General features: G+C 40.0%; 22 protein-coding genes. 6 read left to right on the top strand and 16 right to left on the bottom strand.

Annotation, left to right across the window (positions count from 1 at the left end):
• Positions 1 to 48: 48 nt before the first annotated feature.
• On the bottom strand, positions 49 to 1,476 hold the full coding sequence (locus tag R9C00_06915; GenBank protein ID WPO37174.1) for a CotH kinase family protein: 1,428 nt from the start codon (positions 1,474 to 1,476) through the stop codon (positions 49 to 51).
• A 65-nt stretch (positions 1,477 to 1,541) separates the two neighbouring features.
• A complete protein-coding gene (locus R9C00_06910) occupies positions 1,542 to 1,955 on the bottom strand; it encodes a hypothetical protein (protein ID WPO37173.1) in 414 nt (137 codons plus the stop codon).
• Positions 1,956 to 2,216: 261 nt separating this feature from the next.
• Here R9C00_06910 and R9C00_06905 point away from each other — a divergent pair, with 261 nt between their 5' ends.
• Both R9C00_06905 and R9C00_06900 read left to right on the top strand, forming a co-directional pair.
• Positions 2,217 to 2,774: an RNA polymerase sigma factor gene (locus tag R9C00_06905; GenBank protein WPO37172.1), complete on the top strand. Its 558-nt coding sequence runs from the start codon at positions 2,217 to 2,219 to the stop codon at positions 2,772 to 2,774.
• Between the two features lie 96 nt (positions 2,775 to 2,870).
• Positions 2,871 to 3,098, top strand: a complete 228-nt coding sequence (locus R9C00_06900; GenBank protein ID WPO37171.1) for a hypothetical protein — start codon at positions 2,871 to 2,873, stop codon at positions 3,096 to 3,098.
• A gap of 161 nt (positions 3,099 to 3,259) precedes the next feature.
• Here R9C00_06900 and R9C00_06895 read toward each other — a convergent pair whose 3' ends face one another.
• The 5 genes from R9C00_06895 to R9C00_06875 form a co-directional block, all read right to left on the bottom strand.
• A complete protein-coding gene (locus tag R9C00_06895; GenBank protein WPO37170.1) occupies positions 3,260 to 3,766 on the bottom strand; it encodes a hypothetical protein in 507 nt (168 codons plus the stop codon).
• Positions 3,767 to 3,977: 211 nt separating this feature from the next.
• Positions 3,978 to 4,553: a helix-turn-helix domain-containing protein gene (locus R9C00_06890; GenBank protein ID WPO37169.1), complete on the bottom strand. Its 576-nt coding sequence runs from the start codon at positions 4,551 to 4,553 to the stop codon at positions 3,978 to 3,980.
• 84 nt (positions 4,554 to 4,637) lie between these two features.
• Positions 4,638 to 4,871: a thioredoxin family protein gene (locus tag R9C00_06885; GenBank protein WPO37168.1), complete on the bottom strand. Its 234-nt coding sequence runs from the start codon at positions 4,869 to 4,871 to the stop codon at positions 4,638 to 4,640.
• A gap of 195 nt (positions 4,872 to 5,066) precedes the next feature.
• Positions 5,067 to 7,700 (bottom strand): FtsX-like permease family protein, encoded by a 2,634-nt coding sequence (locus R9C00_06880; GenBank protein ID WPO37167.1) that lies wholly within the window; start codon positions 7,698 to 7,700, stop codon positions 5,067 to 5,069.
• Complete coding sequence (locus tag R9C00_06875; GenBank protein ID WPO37166.1) at positions 7,697 to 8,035, bottom strand: helix-turn-helix transcriptional regulator; 339 nt, start codon at positions 8,033 to 8,035, stop codon at positions 7,697 to 7,699. Before R9C00_06875 ends, R9C00_06880 begins: the two co-directional genes overlap by 4 nt.
• A gap of 330 nt (positions 8,036 to 8,365) precedes the next feature.
• On the opposite strand from R9C00_06875, the gene R9C00_06870 reads away from it, so the two are divergent.
• The 3 genes from R9C00_06870 (at position 8,366) to R9C00_06860 (ending at position 11,483) form a co-directional block, all read left to right on the top strand.
• The gene (locus tag R9C00_06870) at positions 8,366 to 9,844 is read left to right on the top strand and encodes a hypothetical protein (protein ID WPO37165.1); all 1,479 of its coding nucleotides are present in this window, start codon (positions 8,366 to 8,368) and stop codon (positions 9,842 to 9,844) included.
• Between the two features lie 111 nt (positions 9,845 to 9,955).
• Positions 9,956 to 10,750 (top strand): pentapeptide repeat-containing protein, encoded by a 795-nt coding sequence (locus R9C00_06865; protein ID WPO37164.1) that lies wholly within the window; start codon positions 9,956 to 9,958, stop codon positions 10,748 to 10,750.
• Positions 10,716 to 11,483: a hypothetical protein gene (locus R9C00_06860; protein ID WPO37163.1), complete on the top strand. Its 768-nt coding sequence runs from the start codon at positions 10,716 to 10,718 to the stop codon at positions 11,481 to 11,483. Before R9C00_06865 ends, R9C00_06860 begins: the two co-directional genes overlap by 35 nt.
• A gap of 90 nt (positions 11,484 to 11,573) precedes the next feature.
• On the opposite strand, the gene R9C00_06855 is transcribed toward R9C00_06860, so the two are convergent.
• From R9C00_06855 to R9C00_06830, 6 genes are all read right to left on the bottom strand, one after another.
• Positions 11,574 to 12,374, bottom strand: coding sequence for a YwqG family protein (locus tag R9C00_06855; GenBank protein ID WPO37162.1), 801 nt, complete (start codon positions 12,372 to 12,374; stop codon positions 11,574 to 11,576).
• A gap of 97 nt (positions 12,375 to 12,471) precedes the next feature.
• Positions 12,472 to 15,126, bottom strand: a complete 2,655-nt coding sequence (locus tag R9C00_06850; protein ID WPO37161.1) for an FtsX-like permease family protein — start codon at positions 15,124 to 15,126, stop codon at positions 12,472 to 12,474.
• Entirely contained in the window at positions 15,123 to 15,461 is a 339-nt protein-coding gene (locus R9C00_06845) for a helix-turn-helix transcriptional regulator (GenBank protein WPO37160.1), read from the bottom strand. Before R9C00_06845 ends, R9C00_06850 begins: the two co-directional genes overlap by 4 nt.
• 479 nt (positions 15,462 to 15,940) lie before the next feature.
• On the bottom strand, positions 15,941 to 17,674 hold the full coding sequence (locus R9C00_06840; protein WPO37159.1) for an alpha/beta hydrolase-fold protein: 1,734 nt from the start codon (positions 17,672 to 17,674) through the stop codon (positions 15,941 to 15,943).
• 193 nt (positions 17,675 to 17,867) lie between these two features.
• On the bottom strand, positions 17,868 to 18,473 hold the full coding sequence (locus tag R9C00_06835; GenBank protein WPO37158.1) for a hypothetical protein: 606 nt from the start codon (positions 18,471 to 18,473) through the stop codon (positions 17,868 to 17,870).
• A gap of 7 nt (positions 18,474 to 18,480) precedes the next feature.
• The gene (locus R9C00_06830) at positions 18,481 to 18,771 is read right to left on the bottom strand and encodes a hypothetical protein (GenBank protein WPO37157.1); all 291 of its coding nucleotides are present in this window, start codon (positions 18,769 to 18,771) and stop codon (positions 18,481 to 18,483) included.
• Positions 18,772 to 18,942: 171 nt separating this feature from the next.
• On the opposite strand from R9C00_06830, the gene R9C00_06825 reads away from it, so the two are divergent.
• Positions 18,943 to 19,725: an IS5 family transposase gene (locus R9C00_06825; GenBank protein WPO37156.1), complete on the top strand. Its 783-nt coding sequence runs from the start codon at positions 18,943 to 18,945 to the stop codon at positions 19,723 to 19,725.
• A 132-nt stretch (positions 19,726 to 19,857) separates the two neighbouring features.
• Here R9C00_06825 and R9C00_06820 read toward each other — a convergent pair whose 3' ends face one another.
• The 3 genes from R9C00_06820 to R9C00_06810 all read right to left on the bottom strand — a co-directional run bounded on the left by R9C00_06820 (position 19,858) and on the right by R9C00_06810 (position 22,193).
• On the bottom strand, positions 19,858 to 20,946 hold the full coding sequence (locus R9C00_06820) for a hypothetical protein (protein ID WPO37155.1): 1,089 nt from the start codon (positions 20,944 to 20,946) through the stop codon (positions 19,858 to 19,860).
• The gene (locus R9C00_06815) at positions 20,943 to 21,338 is read right to left on the bottom strand and encodes a hypothetical protein (GenBank protein ID WPO37154.1); all 396 of its coding nucleotides are present in this window, start codon (positions 21,336 to 21,338) and stop codon (positions 20,943 to 20,945) included. The genes R9C00_06820 and R9C00_06815 overlap by 4 nt, the downstream gene beginning before the upstream one ends.
• Before the next feature lie 159 nt (positions 21,339 to 21,497).
• Positions 21,498 to 22,193 (bottom strand): hypothetical protein, encoded by a 696-nt coding sequence (locus R9C00_06810; protein WPO37153.1) that lies wholly within the window; start codon positions 22,191 to 22,193, stop codon positions 21,498 to 21,500.
• Between the last annotated feature and the right edge of the window lie 288 nt (positions 22,194 to 22,481).

Below are 22,481 nucleotides of genomic sequence, written 5' to 3'. Positions count from 1 at the left end.
ATCTTCCCTAGCAAGTAGGTTCTGTAGTAAGGGCATTTGTCCTGTGCCTTATTGGAGGTAGCTATTCACCGCTGAAGTACGGCTATTAACATGCTGTTTCAACTCAGTAATAGCAGATTGAAATTCACCGGAATAATAGAGAAAAGTATAACCAGAAGTCTCCAATTCAGCATAAGACTCTACCAACGCAGCATATTTGGTATAAAGCGCTTCCATCGCATTCGGTTCAAAAGCTCCTTCTACTGTTTCTTTCACATAAGCATCATACTTAGCCTTATACACTTCATCGGCATATAAATAACCTATCAGCGGCCAGCTTTGCGACTGCAAACCCGAGAAATTTAATGCAAGAGATCCTCCCTGTTTTCCATCTTGCAAGGCTTCGTTATTATCCCAAGGCACCCATGTTAGCTTCCCATTATCAGGATTGTTATACAGATAATAATTATGAGTCATTACCCCATAGGTATCCCAGTTTTGGATCACCGTATTCACTGCCAAGTACTTTAAGAATACATCCGTATCAAATACCTCTTCCAATCCTGCCCTCCAAGTAGCTGGGTCGGTAGTTCTAGAACCATCGTGCAATGCGGAAAACAATGCCTGAATATCTGACCAATCGGAGTCGTCTTCATTGGTTTTCTTTACAAATTCAGACTCATCGAATGTCCCGTTTGCGAAACTCGCCCCAGAGCCATCTGGCTTATATAAATTCCCTTCATCGCTCGAAAACTGCGTATCTATCACCGTATCGTCTACTTCTTCTACCATGGTGTACACTCCAAAATATATCGGTCCATCTCCATGATCTACATACACTGCATAAAATGCCGTGTTCGATACCGCCAGCCCTGCATTGGCAAACACCTCGGCAGCAACCTTTTCCCTCAACATAGATGGATCATCGTAATTATTTTTAAGGCTTAGCTTTTTGAATCCGTAAAACCGTTGGTTATCTATTTGCGGATAATCATCTTCAAACTCATCAAAATCCAACTTGAACGAAAGCTTTAATATTCCTGCCTGCCAGCTACTTTGGAGGCTAGAGTTCCCTTTAAACCTTACCCCTACCCGGTACCATTCTTTACCATCGTGGAACACTTCGGCTGGAACAAATACAGGATCTTCATCGCTAAAAGAACCTCCACCACCTCTCATCTGACCAAAAGTACCATACAAGCTCGTCATGTTATTGAGCATTGTTTGCCAACGGCTTTCAGTAATTACGATATCAAGGCGCTGAACTTCCGAATTATCAAATACAATATCAAAATTAGGATCAGCTCCTTTACTATGCGTAGCATCTGTCCAATCGGTAGGAGTGAACTCAGTATCATCTATTATTACTGTTTCACTATCATCCTCCGGATCTACTTCAGTATCTGAGCAACTTGTGAAAGGTATTGTAAATAGAAAAACTGCAATAAATACGCTTATGCCCCTTAGCGGCTTAAATTTTTTGTTAATCGAATCCATTTATCCTATGTTTTGCATCTTACTAAAACTTTAAAGTGGCTCTCCTCTAAATCGAGGTATAAGCTCTAGCGGTTACGTGGCCCTCGTCCACCTTTCCTCTGATCATTTTTTTTCTGATAGGCGGCGTATAAAGTTTGCTGCTCATCGGTAAGTAAGGCATTCACCTCTTCGTCAAAGGCTTTCTTTAGCGAGTCCATTTCCTTACGCTGGGCATCTCTATCGCTCCCTTCCATTACCTCTTCAACTTGCTCAAAATGGGCAGTGTACAACTCAGAAATTTGAGTTTCTTGCTGATCATTGAGCGAAAGCTCTGTTGAAAGGTCTGCAACCATTTTTTTGATTTGTTTTGCATTAGGAATTGGCGGAGGTCCTGCTGGTCGCCCCTGACCCTGAGGCTGTGCCTGAACCAAACTCCCCATTAGCAAAATAGACAAGATGATAATGCTGTGGCTGATATATTTCTTGAATGCTGTTTTCATACTTTTTTTATTTTTTATTGATTAATAATTAACTTTTTCTAGAGCCTTTTTTCAAACTCTTTCACTAAAGTACTTTTAAGGGCAGTATGTGTAAAAAGCATTCAACAGAGCCATGCTTCAACTCAGCAGATGGATAGATTTTATCTACGAACCAATTCGTCAATTCCATCAAAATATTGATCTTGATAACCTTTCGTTTAAATTCAAATAGAGAAAGAAGAGCATTTTTTACTAGCTTTATCGTACAAACCAAAAGCAATTATGGCTGAAGAAATTCAATCGGATGAATATTTAATGGCAAGCCTACAGCAAGAGTTTAGCCCTTCGCTGTTTGCCAAAATCACTGAGCGCTACGAGAAAAAAGTTTTTATTCGGTGCAGAGAGTTTGTGAAAGACGAAGACAACGCCAAAGACTTGGTACAAGAAATCTTTATAAAACTGTACATCAACTTAGCCAAATTCCATCCAGAAAACAGGTTTGCCCCTTGGTTCAATACGATTGTGCATCATACCTGCATAGACTTCCTACGCAAAAACAAGAGCAAACTCAACGAGCAGCTTACCGAAACCCTTTCCGATTCGGTAGAAGAGCTTTCTGAGCTAGATAAGGAAGTAAGTGACGATTTGGGCATTGAAATTTTGGAACAATTACTGGAACAAATCCCTCCAGAAGACAAGCTTTTGCTGCTTCTCAAATACAATGAAGACCTTTCTATAAAAGAAATTCAAAAGACAACTGGCCTGAGCGAAAGCGCTGTGAAAATGCGGATAAAAAGAGCGAAGGAAAAGGTGACCAAATTGCACCGAAAAAGTTTATGATTTTTTAATCTTGGGGATGTGACTTCCATCTAAAACTTGCGTATTATGGGTAAAAACCAATTTTATCTATCTTAAACCTGTTTTAATGTTTTAGTCATGAAAAAGAATAGCGAAAACTTCTTTTCAATGGATTCCAACGAAGAATTCGAAAACGACTACGGGTACGACGCTAACGATACCTATGATGAATTTGATGACGAGAAGTCTGGTTACAGCGATGATGTCGATGATAACAAATACGCTGATTATGCCGATGAATGGGAAGAGGATTACACTATCCGCCCCAAAAAGATGAGGAAAAACTCTCAAAACGATTGGGACTGAAGTATAGAAAATAGGTTTCAACTCTACCAATCGGTCTTACCGATATTTAATAAGGTCTTGAAGTTAATTCAAGACCCTTTTTTTGTCCTTTACCCACAAAAAAACAGCCACAAAACTGTGGCTGTCCCTTTTCATATTTAGAACTTATTACAAATAATTACCTACTTCCAATCCTCTTCGTCTTTGCTATCGCCATCTTCCACTTCTTCTTCTATTCCCTCATCTTCAAAGATGGTAAATTGATCTTTGCGAACAACCTCTCCTTTGGCTGAGGCCAAGATCAAGTTTTTGCTTACACCGTCATCATACACGAAAAGGTATTGCTTGCCTTTGGCAGTACTTACTACATAGTGCTCAGAAATTTCTGCATCAGCTACTTTGCCAGTCATTTTCTCAAGCAAGTCTTCAGGAAGCTCGTCTTCGCCAATGAACTTACCCGTGTCAGTTATCTTTCCTGTTGCATCTAACCTGCAATACTGGTAAGCTCCTTCCACTTCAAAATAAGCATAAAATGCAGTAGCATTCATATCCCACTGATAGGGGGTTACGCCTGCAAAAGCCTGGCTAAAAGCTTTCATAACGTTGGCTGGCACGCCAGTTTTTGGAGCCATTTGGGCAGCTCCCAACAGGAAGCCTGCTACAATAAATACCAAGGTGTGTTTTTTCATGGTCTTGTTAAAAAGCACTGAACTCTTTGAATAAATAAACTTTAATTGACAGCCGATGCTTTAAGGGCAAAAGTCTATCTTTCTTTCACAGGTCGCCCCATACAGAAGCATAAACCTGAACTAAATACGCAGCTTTTACAAAAAGTCACACCACCTTGAAAAAAATATTTCATCTACTCATAAACCACTGATTTTAAACACTTTTAAAAACCTACATTTTCTCTTCAAACTCGGGACAATCGAGCCTGATTTCCTCCTCCTCTAAATCTGATTGGAGCAAATGGCAATACGAAGCCTTCGATTTTTTTTCGTAATACCTGCACCCATAACACGTGCGCTGGACTTGGATAATTCCACTGCGATTTAGCTGATAAATCAGCTTGGTGAGTGTGCTATATAAGTTGCCCAATTCTTCACTGCCTAGCTTGCTCAGCTCCGAAGAAAGTGGCTGGTAATAATTATCCAATTTGTCAAGCAACTCCTTGCCTGACTGGGAGACAAAAAGCGTGTAGCTCCGGCTATCTGCCGAGGAAAAATCTTTTTCCAGAAAACCTTTTTTCACCAACATCTTCACTGCATCGCTAATGGTGGGCTTGGTAAGGTTAAACTCTTTGGCCAAATGGCTCACGCTGCATAGCTCGGGTTTGTGGTTGGCCACAAAAAGTAGTAATTGAATTTGGATGGGACTGATGCCATGCGCCTTTGCTTTTTCCCAAAGCAATGTTTTAAACACTTCTGAAATGCGCTCAAGCCCTGCTACTATTTTTTCGTTTCTATCTTTTTCCATAAAAAAGCCCATGAGTGATTTAGCTCATGGGCAAAAATAGGCCTATCAAATAAGGAGTCCTAACTTTTTAGGATAAAAAAAGTATTACCCTTTCACATCGGCTAAAGAAGCTCCAAAATTGATGTGCAACACATTTCCTTTTGGTGTGAGCAAGGCTGGTACAGATTTTACCCCAGCGTTTTCTGCTTCACCAATTCTGCTTTTGGTTTCGCCCAAGTGGACGATTTCAACTTGAGATTCGCCAATTAGTGATACAATTTCATCTTCTGCGCTAACACATACGGGGCAACCTGCGTGATAAAATACTGATTTTGACATGTTCAAATAAGTTTTAGTTTGAATGATTAAATTAATGATACAAATGTAGTTAGGATTCCTTACTTTAAAAATAAAGCTTTACAACTAATTCTTAAAGCTCTGTATTTCAAGTAGAAAAAAAATCCTGCGAAAGCCAGAAACAAAAAAACTCGCCCAAAAGAGCGAGTTTTCATAATCATGTTTTTTTAAGATAGCTTATTCATCCCGCAAAGAATTGATGGGATTTGCCCTCGAGATTTGTAAGGTCTTCCCTACAATGGTCAATACCGAAATAAGCAGCACTGCCAATGCCGGCACCATAAAAATCCATGCTTCCAAGTCGATGCGAAAAGCGTAGCGGTCCAACCAGCTTTGCACTATAAAATAGGTAAGCGGAATAGCAATGAACATGGAAATGAACACCAACACTACGAAGTCTTTGGAAAGCAACAATACGATTTGCCATACCTCCGCTCCTAGCACCTTTCTCACTCCAATTTCCTTCGTCCGCTTGGCTACGGTAAACATCACCAAGCCGAACAAACCGAGGCAGGCAATAAGGATTGCAAAAGCAGTAAGCGTGGCAAATACTGCCCCAAACCGTTCATCGGCGCGGTATTGCTTATCGTATTCTTGGTCCAAGAAGAAAAAATCAAAAGGACTACCTGGGAACACCGATTCGTAAACATCATTGATAAGCATCACGTTTTCTTTCATATCGCCCGAAGCTATTCTGATGCTCGACATGTGGCTAAATCCATCATTATACAAGAAAATCATGGGAATATGTTCAGATTTTGCACTTGCCTGATGGAAGTTTTTCAACACCCCCATTATGGTTGTCTTTTTTGACCCTCCTATTATTTCTTTGCCTATTGCTTCTTCTGGATTGGAAAGCCCCCAAAGCTTAATGGCTTCCTCATTTACCAATACCATATCCTCGTTGGGGCTATTTGTCAAAAAGTTTTTACCAGCGACCAACTCCATCTCCATGGTAGGAATAAAATGCTCATCAATCCAATACAAGTAAAAATTAAAGTTCTTTTTCTCCAGAGCTTCCACCAAATTGATTCCAGTCGAAGTACTCATTTCATGAGAAGGCAAACCAGGCACACAGCTAGAGATAGTCATTGCCTGGAACTGAGGATAATTCAATATTTCTTCGCGGAACGTTTTGGCCTTTTCTAGGTCGTTCTCGCCAAAGGGCTCTCTCAAAACTACCGTTTGTTCTATATTCAGGCCTAGGTCTTTTTCCCTCATAAACGTGAGCTGCTCCTCGGCGGTAAGTGTTTGGATAAGCAAGAATATGGTAATCGAAAACTGGAAAACAACCAATGCACGCCTCATAAGCAAGCCTTTCCCCGATTCGCCAAACTTTCCTTTCATTACAGAAATTGGCTTGAAAGATGAAAGAACAAAGGCGGGGAAAATACCTGACAGCAAGCTGCTCACAAGTATAAAACCTGCTAGAACCGTCCAAAAAGCTGGATCAACTATAAAATTCAAATCGAGGGGCAAACCTGCTACTTCTAAGAAATAAGAGCGGAAGGCAAATAACAATAACACGGCAAAAATGCCCGAGAAAATATTGACCAGTAGCGATTCAGTATAAAACTGCTGCCTCAGCTGAGATTTGGAAGAGCCAATTACCTTCCTTACACCCACTTCCTTCGCCCTATCGAGCGACTTTGAAGTAGACAAGTTTACATAATTGACAATGGCGATCACCATGACTAAAAAAGCTACACCCAAAAGGAAAAACACCGAAGTGGCATCCCCGTTTGGCTCAGGCTCAAAAGATTTATCCGAGTAAAGGTGGATATCGCGAACAGGCTGCGCAATAAAGCGCTCGCTTTCTAATATTTTCTCTTCGGTCAAGCGCTTGTTGAACGCCATCAGGCTTTCGTTAAATGCATCAAAAGAGACTCCATCCTCCAGTTGCAAATAGGTAAAAGTATTGTTCCCACTCCAATTGTTTTCCCTTTCCCCAAAGGCTGCAATCATCGTTGGGTAAGAAATCAGTGCACTGAATTTGAGGTGGGTAGTAGCCGGGCTATCGTCTACAATTCCCGTCACTAAAAAAGGCTCTTCCACCTCCACCCATTCCAAAGATTCGCCCACTGCATCTACCTTATTGAACAGTTTGAGCGCCATAGATTTCGTCAACACCATTTCATATGGCTTCTTGAAAATCTCACGCTGGTTACCGTGCAAAAGCGGGTAATTGAACATGGTGAAGAAAGAAGGATCAGCAGCATACATATCTGCTTCACGGAAAGTTTTGTCCCCCACCTTCAGGGCATTATGGTCCATGTGATAGGTTCTTGTAAACTCTTCCACTTCGGGCATTTCTGCTTTCATCTTAGGGCCCAGAGGTGGATACGTCTCACAATCTTGCTCCACTAGCGACTCCCCGTTCAGAATATCCACAGTAAGCCTCAATTGTCTATCAGACAGTTGGTTATATTTTTCATAACTCAATTCAAACTTTGCATACATAATAATAAACAAAGCAATAGCCAGCCCTGTGGACATCCCCAATATATTGATAAACGCATAGGCTTTATTCCTTCGAAATACACGTAACGAAATCTTGATATTGTTCTTAAACATACCGTAAGTGTTTGGCTGATAAATAGTAATAAAGTTCTTGATGAGAGATGGCCGAAGCAACTTTATAGAGTCAAAGACATAAAGCCTTCGGGCTTTTTTTGCTGAATACAGCTCCAAGTTTTCCTGAAAAACCTCTTCCATATCTCCTTCTATTTCCTCTAGGTATTGCTCGTTGAGGAAGAAATGAAGCAACTTGGAACACCACTTGGGTGGAGAAGTATTTTCAATAGGTTTCATATTGCTTTTAAACTTAGACCAAGTGAAGGAATAGCCGACCAAAGCTCTTCACGAACTTCTTTTAGCTCGATAAGTACTTTGTGGGCATAAGGCGTTGCCGAATAAATCCGCTTGCGCTTTCCTCCCCTCTTCTGTGTAGCCTCGCCAAACTCTGAGGTGAGCAAGCCTTTTTCTTCCATCCGCTTCAATGCAGATTGGATGGAACCCACACTCAGTCTATTATTCAGACGCTCTTCTAAGTCTTGCTTTATAGCTACCCCGTAGGCTTCTTCCTTCAGCACCACTACCGTTAGCAAGACCAATTCTTCAAACTCTCCTAACTTGGTTATTTTCATTTCAGCAGTTTTAATTCACGTTGCACACCCCAAAGCTATTGGTACACATAGCTTTATTATTTAATTCGCAATTGCAGTAAATATACGAGGACTTATTTAATTCGTAATTGCAGTTTTTATAAAGCAGAAACAGAGGAGCACCAGAGGTCAAAAAAAAGTATAAGTGGGGAATGAACATTTCCTATCAATATGAATTGGGCGCATCTACAAAATGAGATGGCCAATGGATGGATCAGCTAATCTGAACAGCTTATTTCTTAAGATTTTAAAAAGTATTACAAGCATCATTTTTTTCTTATCTTTCTTGTGAAATTGGAAACTTTAAACCTCATGACAAAACACTTTTTAAGCCTCATTTTATTTATTGTATCTTTTTCAAGTGCTTTTTCTCAAAATAAAAACGGCGAGGTACACATGCCCGAAACCTTCGAACACACCCATATAGTGATTAGGGAAGTGGTGGTGACGGGAAACAAACTAACAAAGGAAAACATCGTCACCAGAGAGTTAGATTTTAGGCTGGGAGATAGTTTGGCTGTTTTTGAGCAAGGAAAGGAATTACGGACTTCTCTTCGGCGGTTTGTTGTTTCAGATTCCAGTGAGGTGCGGCTTCGTCTTAATTACAGTAGGGATAACATCATAAACACCAAAATATTCATGACAGTCGACTTGTACCTAGAGCAGGTGCAGGGAAAGGAATATAAGATCACCATTGATGTTACCGAACGACATTACTGGTGGGTTTTCCCCGTAATGAAGTTGAATGCACCTAATTTCAACGAGTGGCTACGCGATGTCGACTTATCACAACTGAGCATGGGCTTGTTTGCTAGCCACAACAACCTATTTGGCTCAAGCCATCAAGCATCTATTGCTGGCTATGCTGGCAAATCGAAGGCGTTGGCCTTAGGGTATCGCATTCCTTGGGTGGGCAAAGGGCAAAAAAAGAGCCTGACCATAGCTGGAGGGTACAATGACCTTGCTGTTGTAGAATATGCCTCAGTGGAAAACAAAAGGCAAATTATATACGACAACAGCAGTTCTAAGTCAACATTTTTGATGGCAAAAATGGATTTTAGACCAGGGCTTTATAGTTACAATACGGTCAAGCTTTCGTGGCAACACACAGCTATTTCTGACTCGCTGTTTACATTGAATCCCAATTTTTTGGCAAATAACAAAACTTCTAACTCAAGCTTCACCCTGTTCTTGGATTATTACTACGACAGCCGGAACAACAAATCTTATCCGCTAGAAGGAAATTTATTGCGTGTATTTTTGGACAAGCAAGGCTTGGGAATAGGGCAACGAGAAGTTGATTTGTTTTACTACGGAATTGATTTTCATTTCTACCAGAAAATTAGCGAAAAGTTTTATGTGGCAGAAATGATAAAAGCAGTAAACTCGACCGGTGAAAATGCGCCTTATAGCTATCAACAAAGCTTAAATCACAAGAAAGACTTCATCCGTGGTTTTGATCTCTACACAGTAAAAGGAGACCAAATGTATTATTTCCGCAGCAACTTGAAATATGAATTGGTAAAACCCAATGTAAAAAAGGTGAAGCCCGGCGAAGAGGACAGTAAATTTAAGTCGATACAATACGCATTTTATTTAAACCTCTTGGCCGATGCCGGTTACGTGGTAAACAACTTTACCGAAAACAATCCGCTTAACAACAAAGGGTTATTTAGTTGGGGGTTAGGGCTAGACTTCGTCACCTACTACGACCTAGTACTCCGCTTCGAATATACCTTTAATTCCGTTGGGACGAGGGGCTTTTTCATTGGTTTTGGGGCACCTATATAAGAGGTTAATTAAATCTTATCTAATCATCTGTCATCTGCAACCTTTTCCTATTTGCCCAGTCTTTAGGATATTGACCTCAATTTGAAGTTTAACAAAACCTCTTGTAATAAAATGAAAAAACTGATGCTGTTTGTTGTAAGTTACTTGTTAATTGCCAATGCCTTTGCCCAATCATCCGTTTCTGCCTCCGAAATTATAGACAAAATTAACAATGGGGAAAATGTGAGCTACCAAGATGTAAGCATCTCGGGTGATCTCGACATGACTCAACTTGATAATGCTGCTTTAGACTCAAAAAACAATAATAGCTACTCTTCTTGGGTAAATTCAGAAATGGAGTTTAAAAACTGCACATTCGAAGGAAAAGTCATCGCCCACTTTTTCAATGAAAGCACCCACACTTCCTATGCGACACATTTCAACGAAAAAGTAGTTTTTGAAAATTGTGAGTTCAAAGATGAGGTAACTTTCAAGCATTCTAAGTTTAAAGGAGAAGCTATGTTTGATGGAAATAAGTTCAATGACGAACTAAGCTGCAAACACAGTTCCTTTACAAAGGCATCTTCGTTCAGTTCCACTATTTTTGGGAAAGAAGCTGATTTCAAACACACTCATTTTAGTGAAAATACTGGTTTTAAAAGCTCTATTTTCCAAGGAGAAGCAGATTTCAAACACGTAAGCTTCCCCAACCACCAAGACTTTAGCAATGTGTTGTTTGAGCGTTTTGCAGACTTCAAGCATGTCAATTTCAAAAAAGGGGTAGACATGTCCAAAACTATATTTAAAAGAGGCAGTGACTTCAAACACGCCCACTTCGGTGCAAACTCAAGCCTAGAGAATACAGTATTTAAAGGAGAAACTGATTTCAAACATGCCAACCGAACTCCTTCTAAAAACTTTAGGTAACATCCGTTTCTATCAAACGATAAAAGACTATTTCCAAATCTCCTCCACCGAGGGGATTTTTTTGTTTGCTCCTGCTCCAACCTTCCAAAAACATCTGCTGTCTGTGGGGAAAGGAGAAACTTTAACAAAAACTAAATCAAACATGAAAGCGAACATCTCAGTAGCACTTATCATCAGCCTAATTCCATTTTTAATGGCCTGCCCTACTAAAGATGACGGCGATGACACCGGTGACAACACGCACTCAATTGCCCTTCTCAAGGTAGACTTTACCACCAACACATTTGAAGGAGGAAAAGAGATTGACCTCTCTGCCAACCTCACGGCAACGGATTCCATCCCGCTACGAATTGACTACACCGCTCCTGGTGATTTTGGCAGTATTGCCTTGTATGCACAGCCAAGCGATCAGCTGGTGTTTGATGGTACTATCATCTGGATGGGAAAAGGCGAGATGAGCTTCCCTTCGAGCTTTGCCTCCCCCGAGCCAGAGAACTTCCCTCGCCTAGCCGTTCCTTTGGAGCAGCCATCAGCATCCGATTTCCAAAAGATTTTCGACAACATAGAAGATAAGGAGATTGATTATGAAGGCATTTGGGATTCTATCAAGCATCTGAAGATAGTGGAAGACTACAGAGCCAGCAACAAGAGAATCGGCTTGTTTCTCTACACACCCAGCGTAGGCATTGGCGATCCGAAAGATTGGGATTGGTATGTGATGCTGGGCAAGTAATAATGATCGGGGTAGTTTCAAATACCCCGATACTATAAAAAGTAAAAAACAAATTGTGTATCCTATACTAAATCTAGTACAACAGCTTTTTTAACCACAATCCCAATTGTAAAGGATATCAGAAAAGTTTAGTTTTTTTAGATCTTCCTCTTTAATAAAAAAGTTTCCTACCCCAACATCTCCCCACATCAAAAACTCACCTTCAGAATCTAACTGGAACAATAACTTGTTGTACGTTCTCAACTGTTTCTTCCAATTGCGAGGGTCTTCTTGAGTAAAGAAAGCATACCCTCCTATTCTATGGCCAGAACTACTAAATAGACCGTCATACGCTTCCCACATATCTTCTTCAGTATCTTCAAACTGTTCAAAGAACTCTAAACCGTTACTCCCAAAATAAGCTTGAAAATTAAAGTCTGACACAGATACGTAACAAACATCTTTCCTGAAGCCCAGTTTATATTCTCCTGTCACTATTGGATAAATTTCTTCCTTTTTTAAATAATCGTCTAAAAAAGAAAAATCAGAGTGCAAATCTGGATAATTTAATTTTGGATGATAGATGACTTTAAAGCCTTCCTGAACTGTTTGATTATCGAAATTCAATCCATAAAGATCGTCCATAGAGATATAAAACTGCAATAACCCTTTGGAAGGATAATCGGGTAATTGCGGTATTTCGGAAAAGTTGAGTTGAGCCAAAAGTGCCATAGGATTTCCCGCTTTATCAACTGGATAATCCATTTCTATTGGCAAATAAGGATTCCCTCCAATTTTACTTGAAGTAATGGGAATATCTTTATTCTCTTTAGAAATTTCCACTTTTATGTAATCCTGCTTTGAACTCTCAATGATTGGCTGATATTTTTTTAACGCATCTGGTAGGTTCATAATAGTGCTGATTAATGAGTCGCTATTTTACGCAAAAAACAACATATAAACGAACCCAATAGATGTATTTCGGGATTATTAATGCAATTATTGTCCCCTACTCCTTCCTCAATGCGTTTACAGGATTGGATTTGGCAGATCTGTACGTGCGGTAACTTACTGTAATTACTGCGATCAGCACCAATACCAAGGCTGGGATGAGAATAAAATCAATGCTTATTTCCGTTCTAAAAGCATAATTTTCCAACCAGTTGTTCCCACCAATCAATACTACGGGAGCAGCTAACAAAATGGCTATAATGAGTAAAAAGAAGTATTCTTTAGAAAGTAAAAGCATCAGGTTTCCAACACTTGCACCCAGCACTTTCCTGATACCTATTTCCTTTATTCGCAACGTAGCCGAATAAGACACGAGGGCAAACAAGCCAAGGCAGGCTATAAAAATGGCTAGTATCGAAAAGGCAGAAAACAAGTTGCCAAATTGCAAGTCCGCTTGATATTGGCGATTAAAATCATCGTCCAGAAAGTAGTGGTCAAAAGGGTCGTCAGGGAATGCCTTTTTATAAGCCTGCTCAATATGGGAAATGCTCTCAGGAATGTCAGATAAGTTCATTTGAATGGAATAATAAGCTCCATACTGATTATCAATCACATAAAATATGGGACTATACTTTTCCTTTACAGAATTCCAGTGCATGTTTTTTACCACCCCAACGATTTCTAGCGTATCTCCTCCATAAATCACTTTTTCATTCAATGCCCCGGAGGGTAACCCTAAATCAAACGATTTGACCGTCTCTTCGTCTACTATAATATATTCTTGGTCTACACTTATCTGTGAAGGGGAACTCGCTTGAGCCAAATAGTCCAACCCATAGGTTCTGCCAAAAGCTGTATCAACTAAAACAGCATTGACCATGATATTTTCTTCCTGTAACTGATTGGGCTTCCAAGCCCCTTCCGACCATGTATATCCCTTGCCCGGCACATCGCTGGTTGCCGTCACTGCACCTATGGTATGGAACTGCTGGCTTTCGGTTTTAAACTGCTGATACAGCGCTCCTAAAGATTCTCTATTCTTTTCCAACACCACTCTCGGCCCGTTCACCACCAATATTTTCTCCATATCAAAGCCCAAGTCCTTGCCCTTCATGTACGAGATTTGCTTGTACACAAGATAGGTTCCCGAGATGAGAATGATGGAAATAAAGAACTGAAAAACGATCAGGTTCTTTCGCAAATTGAACCCACCGCTGTAGCTTAATTTAACTGATTTCAACACACTTATCGGCTTGAAAGAAGACAAGACAAACGCAGGATACAAGCCCGAAAGCAACGAACCCAACATCAGGATAAACAGAAAGCCTTGCCAAAAAGCAGCATCTTGAAGAATGGCAAAGCTGATCTCTTTCCCAACAATAGCACTAAGCACAGGCAAGAGGTAATACGCTATCCCCAAAGCCAAAACCGCTGCCAGTACATTGATCAACACAGATTCAACCAGAAATTGGCTTACCAACTGACGCCGCTTCGCCCCAATTGATTTGCGCACCCCCACCTCTTTTGCCCGATGCATCGCACGTGCCGTCGAAAGATTCACGTAGTTGATCCAAGCTATCACCAAAATGAAGATACCAATGATGGCGAAATAGAGTATATTCTCACTATTTCCGTTGTTCTTGGCTATTTCTCCATTCAGCCCATCAGATGTTAGGTGAATATCGGGCACAGCCTGGAAACCACTGTTTACTTCAATGTTAAACTCTTTTAAAGCACCTCCCAAATGGACTCGCACGAGTTGGTCAATCTTCGCCGCCGTTTCGCCAAGGTTTTGAGTCTTATCAATTGCCACGTAAGTGGTAAAATCTTGCCATTTCCATCCATCGCTTTCTTTGTACATACGCCAATGAGAGAGCATAAACTGAATCGGCATAAGCAAATCGAACTGTAAATGAGAGTTTTCAGGAAGCTTTTCCAACACGCCAGTGACGATGAAGTCTCCCGTCAAACTTCCCCCACTCACCTTCAATTCTTTTCCTATGGGATTCGTATCACCAAAATACTTTTGAGCTAATTGCTCGGTGAGTACTATACTGTGCATATCTGCCAACACTGTTTCTTTTGCCCCATATTTCAAAGGAAAATTGAACACTTCTAGGAAATTGTCTTCTACATACCACATGTTATTCTCCTGATGCCTTACATCGTTTTCCTCATTTATCACAATCAATCCCAACTCCTGCGGATTGACCCTCACCACTTTCCTCACTTCAGGAATTTCCTCTTTGATACTTGCCCCCAAGCCATACGTCACATCAATTCCTTTGGAAGTTACCTCTCCATTTTTTTTGACTGTTTGCGTGATTCTATAAAGGTTATCTGCATTCTCATGGAACGTATCGTAACTCATTTCAAAATGGAGGTATTGAAAAATGAGCAGGCAAACACCCATCCCCACTGCCAATCCGACGATATTAATTGCTGAATAGAATTTTTGCCTAACCAATATCCGAAAACTGATCTTGAAGTAATTGCTGAACATATGAACGTTAAAAAGAGGTTGGTGGAAAAAGGAACGCATCAGGCTTGGACGAAACAAACCTAAGACTTGGAAAAAATATTGCCAGTTGGCTTTTGCTACCCCGTTTTTGAGGTTTCGTTGGTACATTTCCTCCAAGTCACCTTCTATCTCATCGTAGAAGTCAGGGTGGCAAAACCACTTGAATAAGCGATTAGCAAGTTTTTTTATCATGTCAGCTTGAGTTCAAGAGCTAGTTTTGGTATTTCATCCCAGAGTCGAGCGCGGATCTCACGACTTTGCTGCAAAGCCGTTTTCCCATAAGCAGTGATGGTGTAAAAGCACTTGGGCTTCCCTCCTCTTTGCGCATTGGCATCCCCAATCCTCGACTGCAAGTACCCTTTTTTCTCCATCCGCTTCAATGCCGATTGCAAAGCACCAACACTTACCTTCCTATGCGCTTTTTCTTCAATAGCATCCTTTATCGCTACCCCGTATGCTTCGTCGTAAAGCACCCCAACGGTAAGCAGTACTATTTCTTCAAATTCACCTAATGGATATGTTTTCATACAATTTCCTTTTTGTAGTATTGCAAATATAGACAAACAAAAGCAATATCCTAATTGTAGTATTGATGATCATTAAAAAAGGCTCTCCCATGGATATTTCCACGAGAGAGCCTTTAAAAACTTGATAAATACCCTAGTCAGTGGGGCTGAGGAATTGGTAATCAATCTGAAATTGAATTACGAACAAGGATTAACGAATAGCGATTTTAGAAGTAAAAAAATAATCTTCGGAAATCGTACATCTTCATTCGTTAACCCTTGTTCAAATCTTTGACTATCAGCTTGTGACAAGCTTTACGGGTTGTCTCTCTAATTTCTAACTCAATACCGCTTGCTGGCGTGTTTCGATAGCTATCGGCACAAGCTATTAACAAATCACTCCATCATCATACCATCGTATAATCCCATCATCAGAATAGCACAAGGTTTTTCCTCATTTTCTCATCAGCACATCAGCAAATTATCCCATCATCAAATAATCAATACCTCCAGCTCGTCAAGTCCGCTCCTGCTGGGGCACTCTTCTTTATCCTGTCCAGTATTTTTGGCACGTACATGGTGTTGTAGCGCAGCCTAGAAATGTGGTTAGGGTTCTCGTGGTCACCGTTCCAGCAGTGTTCGGCACGGTCGCCGTAATCTACCACGCCAGCGTAGTAGGGCTCTCTGGTCGATTCTAAAATCTCCTCCACCAAATAGACCGCATTGTTGAGGTAATAGTTATCCATATCCCCACAGTAGATGTGGATTTTCCCTTCTAGCTTAGGCCCTAAAGTCGTCCAGTCTCGTTGGAGGATGTAGCCTATATCGTAGTTTTCCTTCCAATATTCCGCCACGTCCTTGTCGATCTCCCCCGTTTTCTTGTCCCAAATACGCTGCGGATAGCCGTCTTCGCCTTGGGGGGAATACGTTGCTTCCCAAATATCCCACTGCTGACCTGAGCGGCTTTTTGTACCCAACACTAGTTCCAACATATTTGCATCTTTTATGCTCGCACTTATATCGCCCAAATAGTCGCGATGACCGGGGCGCAAGGGCTCTTTGAACTCGCTTTTGTAGTAATACGCATTGTCATCTTCGTACAAATTCGTCACCGTGTATGCCCTAAAGTCGATAGGATCGGGGCAGGCGGCAAAGCAGCCGTTGTATTCCTCAGGGTAGAACACTTGTGCGGCAAGCGCTTCCCAACCGCCCGTAGAACCACCATAGAGAAACCGTGCCCAGCCTTCACCAATTCCTCGGAATTGCTCCTCTATGTAGGGAATAAGTTCATAAGTAATGGCATCGCCATAAGGACCTTGGCTAGCGGAGTTCACCGCATACGAATCATCGTAATAGGGAGTCGGATGTTGGATTTCGATGATGATCATCCGAGGGAATTCCTTGCTGATCCATTGTTGGTAAAAACTGTATTCTTCCTCTTGCACTATTTTGTTATAGCCATTCACATTGAAGCGTGCGCTAAACGTAGGCTCAAGGTCAGGATCGGGAACTGTAGTGCGGAAGCCACCGAAGTCTGCTGGGAAATGGCCGTGGAACACCATCAGCGGGTACTTCGCCTCGGGATGCTCGTCGAAGCCCTCGGGCAGGAGCACATGCGCCCCCAAATAGGTATCCTCTCCCCAAAACTCGGAAAGCTTCTCACTCTTCATGCGGATATGCTTGATGTACTTAGAATCGGCTGGCGGGGCAATTGGGGCTATTTCCTGATCGAGCGTAACCTCAAACGCGCCTCCCGCTTCCCCAATCTCAATTTCAATGGGCTTGCTGTAATAATTCCCCGGCTTCCTGTTCCACTTCTGCCCCTCGCCCTTGTCTGGCGGAAGCTGCACCGTATGCCCCGTAGAAAGGTTAAATTCCTTGTAACGGTTAAGCACTGCCTGTACATAGTACTTGCCTGCAGGAATATCGTCAAGGCTTTCGATCGGGTAGCCAAAGTCCTTTGCATCGAAGGTTACTGTAGCTCCCTTGCCAAAGCCTTCCACATCCTTTCCAAAGCCCAGTTGCGTAGCAGGACCATCGGAGAGGGAAAACCGAGGCTCTTTCTCCCCATCTTTGGAGAGCACCAAAATAAGCCTGCCCGTTTGCACCTCCTCGGCAAGGCTATCCGCCAATGTGACGGTAAAGGTTAACTTGGATTCCTTTTGCGGCGTTTGGCAGCCCCAAAGACATAGGATTCCCCCAAGAATCAATACTAGGAGTTGTAGTTTTTTCATTTTTTGTAGTTGTGGTTGTACATGGGGGTAAGTTAGTAATTGTTGTTGGGATGGAAGGGGATAAGGTTGGAAACTTATGTTGATGAATTTTTGTAGGGGGTTGATAAAGAAAATATCAAAATGAACTAGAACCTGAGCTTGAGTTAATATAAAGTTGAATATTATATATAAGGTTTTACTTCAGAATCTCTTTTCAGTTTTTGTTTTTAATAATTTCATTGAATTCCTTTATTTCAAGTTTTTTATTTGGCAAATCTTTTACTTTGTTAGCATCAAAATGATTTAAATTTATTTTATTCATATTATCATATATTTTCATTAGATCATCAATATTTTCAGGTTTTAATTTGTTTAAATCAATGTAACCCTTTTGTAATTCATTATAGAAAAAATATTTTTCTAAGTCATCCATAGTTATATTCAACTCAGTGATTTTTTCTAAAACTTGGACTTGCTGATGCGTAAATCCTCCTACTACTATTTTTGGCATTTCTTTAGCTTTAGGTGGAGATTCTAAATTAATATTATAGCTTCCAATATCGTTAAAATAACTACTGCTTATGCCTTCAAAGTATTGATCGCACCCATCTGTTATATTGTAATTTCCCCTAATAGCATAATAAGCATTATAATAAATAGCTATGTTATCCTTTCTATCATTATCAATAGCTTCATCTGTCAATTGATAAAGAACCTTACAAGTTGTTCTTAAATCTTTTTGGGATATGTTATCCTCTATTTTAGTAAAAAAAGAAAGTGAACAAGCCGCTACAATAAATAAAAAAACAAAAGTTTTCATAATACTATTAGTCTAAATCTTGTGGAAAATTCGGTTTTTTAGATTTGTCTAATGTTCTTTTAGTTGAATTAGTTTTACTATATACAGGAAAATGATCTTTACTATTAATTGTTGATATAATTAAATAAGTACCTACCAACAATGCAATTATTCCAGGCGAAGCAGTTGCTACTTTTGTTGTAAAGCCAAAACCGTCTGAGCTAAGAGTTGTATTTTCTTTTAATGTAAAAAAAGCAACTCCTAATCCGAGGAACATTATTGCAAAACCGGAAAAAAGTCCTATTGAACGTTTAATCATACTTAAGTGTAAATGGTATGCATAAAATCTGTATTCTGGACTACTCACTTCTGAAATACAAATATCAAATACACTTCTTTTGTACCATTCAATATTCTTAATTAGAGCATGTTTAAATTTTGAAAAGAGCCGGGCAGGCTAAAACTTTGTAGTGACGAAACAACAAAGTTTATGGAAACAGGATATACCCGCTTGACCTCCCGGCAATGGCAATATATAAAAGAATATCTTCCCGTGGAAAGGAAACGCAAATATGACCTCAGGGACGTGGTGGACTCGATCTTGTACTGCATGCGCAGCGGACAGCAGTGGCGCAGCCTCTCGGGCGAGGGACGCCCTCCTTGGAATGTGGTATACTATTATTTCCGCAAGTGGCAGGGGGACAACACGCTTTTTCGGCTGAACGCGGCACTCAACCAACTAGAGCGCAAGAGGAAGGGCAAGAAGGCGACCCCGAGCATGCTTTCCATTGATAGCCAGTCGGTAAAGTGCGCGCCTTTTATCGGGCAGGACACGGGGCTGGACGGCAACAAGAAGGTGAACGGGAGAAAAAGGCACGTCATCACCGATACGCTCGGGCTGGTATGGGGAGTGGTCGCCACTGGCGCCAACGAGCATGACGGCACGATAGGGCAACGGGTGGTGGAGCCCCTCTTGGGCTACCTGCACAGGATGGAAAAGATCCTGGCAGACCAGGCCTATAAAAAGAAGTTCACCGGATGGGTAGAGGACAACATAAGGGGCGTAGAGGTCGAGATATCCTCTTGTCCCCCAACCCCCAGGGGCTTTGTGCCCATCAAGTGGAGATGGGTCACCGAGAGGACATTCGGCACGTTCAATTTCTTCCGGAGGCTGTCCAAAGACTATGAAAAAACTACCAAAAGCCAAGAAGCTTGGGTTTTATGGCAAAACTGCCAAATAATACTTAATAGGATCAAAAAAATGCCTATTTAAAATTTTTAAACATGATCTAAGGAATACCCCTATCACAATCAATGTTAAAGTACAAGCTATTGTAAGAAACCATGGTATAGTTTTATTCCAATTCATTTTAGATGTTTCCGCATTATTTATCAAGAATAACTTTTACTGTGATAACTGATAATTAAAACTAATTGTAGGAATTAAATTTCTGACCTTAAAATCTTCATCATATTTAGTTTTTAAACTTGCTTGAATATAAAACCCATTTGACGCTTTATAATCAACACCATAAGCTAATATTATATTTTTGGTGTTTTCCATTTCATTAAAATCTGTATACTGATAAAGTAATTCAACGAAACCATTAACCTTTAAACTCCCATATCTAATATTACCTCCTGGTTCAATTCTTTTAAATTCGTCAAAAACAGAGTATTTTATTATACCATTAAGCATAACTTTTTTACCAATACCAGTAACTCCTGCAAGCCAAAATGCAAACCCTTTGTTTGTAAGGTTAAGACTATCTAATTTTTCTGAATCATAATTTAATATTTGACCGAACCCTAAATCTATGACAGTAGAATTCCAATTTTCTTTTTCAAAAACTTCGAGTCTGTTTATAACAAAATCATTAAAACTTGCTGATTCTTTTTCTTTTACTACTTCTATCGAATCTTTTATTTGACTCAATGAATCAAACTCTATTTTAGTTTTAGCATTATCAATATCTATTTCTATATCCCTTAATAAAGTATCTATTTTAGTCATTTTAGGAGTTATATCTAAGATAAGGTCATTATCAAACATTGGATGTTTTTCTGTAAACAAATTGATTTTCAATCCATATGCTAATGATTGTGTTGAATCTTTAGTAACAGTACCAACAGATAAATTTAATGATGACAGTGTTTTTCTTAAATATTTATTTCGCTTATCTTCAAATTCCATAAAACTAGTTTTCCGATGAAATAAAAGCCATATTGGTTCTGCCTCAAAAGCTATGTTGGGGTTTAACCCATTATTATTAAATATCCAATCAGATTTAAAATCTCTTGTAATTCCAGGTCTATGAATATTAGAGGGTGACACTTCTAATAAATCAAAAGCCAATGAATTTGGCACAGAAAAATTTGTTGCTTTTAAAGATTGGTCACTTAATGATTTCGAATCTGAAGTTCCAGAGTCTTCTTGAGCTTTCAAATTAAGAATAAAAGAAAAACACAAAATAAACAATATTACCTTTTTCATACCGTCTCTTTCTCAAATGAAAATGAATTATGATACCTCTTTGAAGCAGTACTGATTGATTCTTCTATTTGGTTTGATTTTTTTTCAAGAACCTTCAATTCAATGTCCTCTTGAAGGAAATTATAACTAATAAAAATTTGACTGTGGGTAGGTGCAGGTCCATATACACCATATATATAAAGTTTTGATTCTAGTAAAACGTCTACAGGTGGTAATAAAAAAATATCAACTATTCTATCAGTTAATGATTTCGCCCTTTCAGGGTAAAGATCACTTTTTTCATTATCCGTATACAATGTCAATGAGAATCCTCCTAATATAGAATACCCACTTTGAACTTCAAGCTGAATAGGTTTATCATTTTCCTTAATTAGAACTTTTGATTTTTTCATTTTGAATGGTTTATGTTTAATAATATTTCAAACATACCACCCTCAAAACACCTTTCATTGTAAAAATCGGACAACTTTTAAAATTGCATAAAAAAATTAGCCCAGCTTACACTAGGCTAATAACAAAATGGATAGATTATATATCTAACTAAAAAATTTCTAAGCCTTCACAGCTTTCACTTTACTACTCGCTGCAGCTTTTTTCTTTGGAACTGGGGTAGCTTTGAAATCTTTGAACCAACTGTAGAATTCATCGCGCTTGGTGTTGCGGGTTTCGGTAGCTTCTACTGCCTCTTCTGCTTTGCGCTGGGCGAGGATGTGCTTGTCGGTTACTTCTTCGGTAAGGGCAAGTAGCTGTTGGGCTAGTTCCGGGGTAATGTTCCGCTTCTTTAGCCTATCGCCAATCTCTTTCTCGCTTAGGATAAAGCTATAGAACTTAGTGATGTAGTCCAATATGTTGCTAATGTCTTGCGGGCGCTTGCCTTCTAGCTTCAGCATTTTGCTGATGCCCTTTTCTTCTGCTTTGTCGAAAATACGCCTTGCCTTGGTAAGGTCGCGGATATACAGGGCTTCCAAATTGTCCATCGACTGCCTAAAGATGCTGTATTGGTCGTCTCGCTTGGCATGCATTTCCTCCCAAGCGATATCTAAGGTAATTACCTGCTTTGCCACGGCTATCATGGTTTCAAGCTCTCCTTTTGTAAAGCCTGCATCGTTTGCCCTAGCGAGGTTGCTAGTGCTTTCTGCTACTTTCACCAAGAATTGTACATCTTGTGTAAAGGTTTTCCTCCAAGAGTTGTTCTCTTTCCTCTTTGGGGTTTCTGTGTTATTGATTGGATTTGCATTTTCTTCCATAAGTCTTTGATTTTATGGTTAATAAAAATTTTAATTGGTCATATAACGAGCTATAGATTTTTTGTTGCATGCAACTTTTAGCTGTATACCACATACAGTATCACCCTCCTTTACAGTCCGCTAGAGCAGCCGATGTAAGAAATCAGAAAAAATATAGCATGAAAATTAGGCTTGTTACAGGCAAAATATTCTCTCATTGCAAAAATCTTACATATTGCCTAAGTAATGTTAGACCCATTTTAAACTTTCGGTCAATTTATTACCAAAATCAGCTGCTCAAACAATGCA

Source organism: Flammeovirgaceae bacterium SG7u.111 (genome assembly GCA_034044135.1).
GTDB lineage: Bacteria > Bacteroidota > Bacteroidia > Cytophagales > Flammeovirgaceae.
The sequence above is the reverse complement of the archived record's forward strand: the minus strand, read 5'-3'. Positions and strand labels throughout refer to the sequence as shown.

Bases quoted from the DNA above. Each gene is read 5' to 3' on its own strand.
- R9C00_06915 (WPO37174.1), bottom strand. From the start codon at position 1,476: ATGGATTCGATTAACAAAAAATTTAAGCCGCTAAGGGGCATAAGCGTA.
- R9C00_06910 (WPO37173.1), bottom strand. From the start codon at position 1,955: ATGAAAACAGCATTCAAGAAATATATCAGCCACAGCATTATCATCTTG.
- R9C00_06905 (WPO37172.1), top strand. From the start codon at position 2,217: ATGGCTGAAGAAATTCAATCGGATGAATATTTAATGGCAAGCCTACAG.
- R9C00_06900 (WPO37171.1), top strand. From the start codon at position 2,871: ATGAAAAAGAATAGCGAAAACTTCTTTTCAATGGATTCCAACGAAGAA.
- R9C00_06895 (WPO37170.1), bottom strand. From the start codon at position 3,766: ATGAAAAAACACACCTTGGTATTTATTGTAGCAGGCTTCCTGTTGGGA.
- R9C00_06890 (WPO37169.1), bottom strand. From the start codon at position 4,553: ATGGAAAAAGATAGAAACGAAAAAATAGTAGCAGGGCTTGAGCGCATT.
- R9C00_06885 (WPO37168.1), bottom strand. From the start codon at position 4,871: ATGTCAAAATCAGTATTTTATCACGCAGGTTGCCCCGTATGTGTTAGC.
- R9C00_06880 (WPO37167.1), bottom strand. From the start codon at position 7,700: ATGAAACCTATTGAAAATACTTCTCCACCCAAGTGGTGTTCCAAGTTG.
- R9C00_06875 (WPO37166.1), bottom strand. From the start codon at position 8,035: ATGAAAATAACCAAGTTAGGAGAGTTTGAAGAATTGGTCTTGCTAACG.
- R9C00_06870 (WPO37165.1), top strand. From the start codon at position 8,366: ATGACAAAACACTTTTTAAGCCTCATTTTATTTATTGTATCTTTTTCA.
- R9C00_06865 (WPO37164.1), top strand. From the start codon at position 9,956: ATGAAAAAACTGATGCTGTTTGTTGTAAGTTACTTGTTAATTGCCAAT.
- R9C00_06860 (WPO37163.1), top strand. From the start codon at position 10,716: ATGCCAACCGAACTCCTTCTAAAAACTTTAGGTAACATCCGTTTCTAT.
- R9C00_06855 (WPO37162.1), bottom strand. From the start codon at position 12,374: ATGAACCTACCAGATGCGTTAAAAAAATATCAGCCAATCATTGAGAGT.
- R9C00_06850 (WPO37161.1), bottom strand. From the start codon at position 15,126: ATGATAAAAAAACTTGCTAATCGCTTATTCAAGTGGTTTTGCCACCCT.
- R9C00_06845 (WPO37160.1), bottom strand. From the start codon at position 15,461: ATGAAAACATATCCATTAGGTGAATTTGAAGAAATAGTACTGCTTACC.
- R9C00_06840 (WPO37159.1), bottom strand. From the start codon at position 17,674: ATGAAAAAACTACAACTCCTAGTATTGATTCTTGGGGGAATCCTATGT.
- R9C00_06835 (WPO37158.1), bottom strand. From the start codon at position 18,473: ATGAAAACTTTTGTTTTTTTATTTATTGTAGCGGCTTGTTCACTTTCT.
- R9C00_06830 (WPO37157.1), bottom strand. From the start codon at position 18,771: ATGATTAAACGTTCAATAGGACTTTTTTCCGGTTTTGCAATAATGTTC.
- R9C00_06825 (WPO37156.1), top strand. From the start codon at position 18,943: ATGGAAACAGGATATACCCGCTTGACCTCCCGGCAATGGCAATATATA.
- R9C00_06820 (WPO37155.1), bottom strand. From the start codon at position 20,946: ATGAAAAAGGTAATATTGTTTATTTTGTGTTTTTCTTTTATTCTTAAT.
- R9C00_06815 (WPO37154.1), bottom strand. From the start codon at position 21,338: ATGAAAAAATCAAAAGTTCTAATTAAGGAAAATGATAAACCTATTCAG.
- R9C00_06810 (WPO37153.1), bottom strand. From the start codon at position 22,193: ATGGAAGAAAATGCAAATCCAATCAATAACACAGAAACCCCAAAGAGG.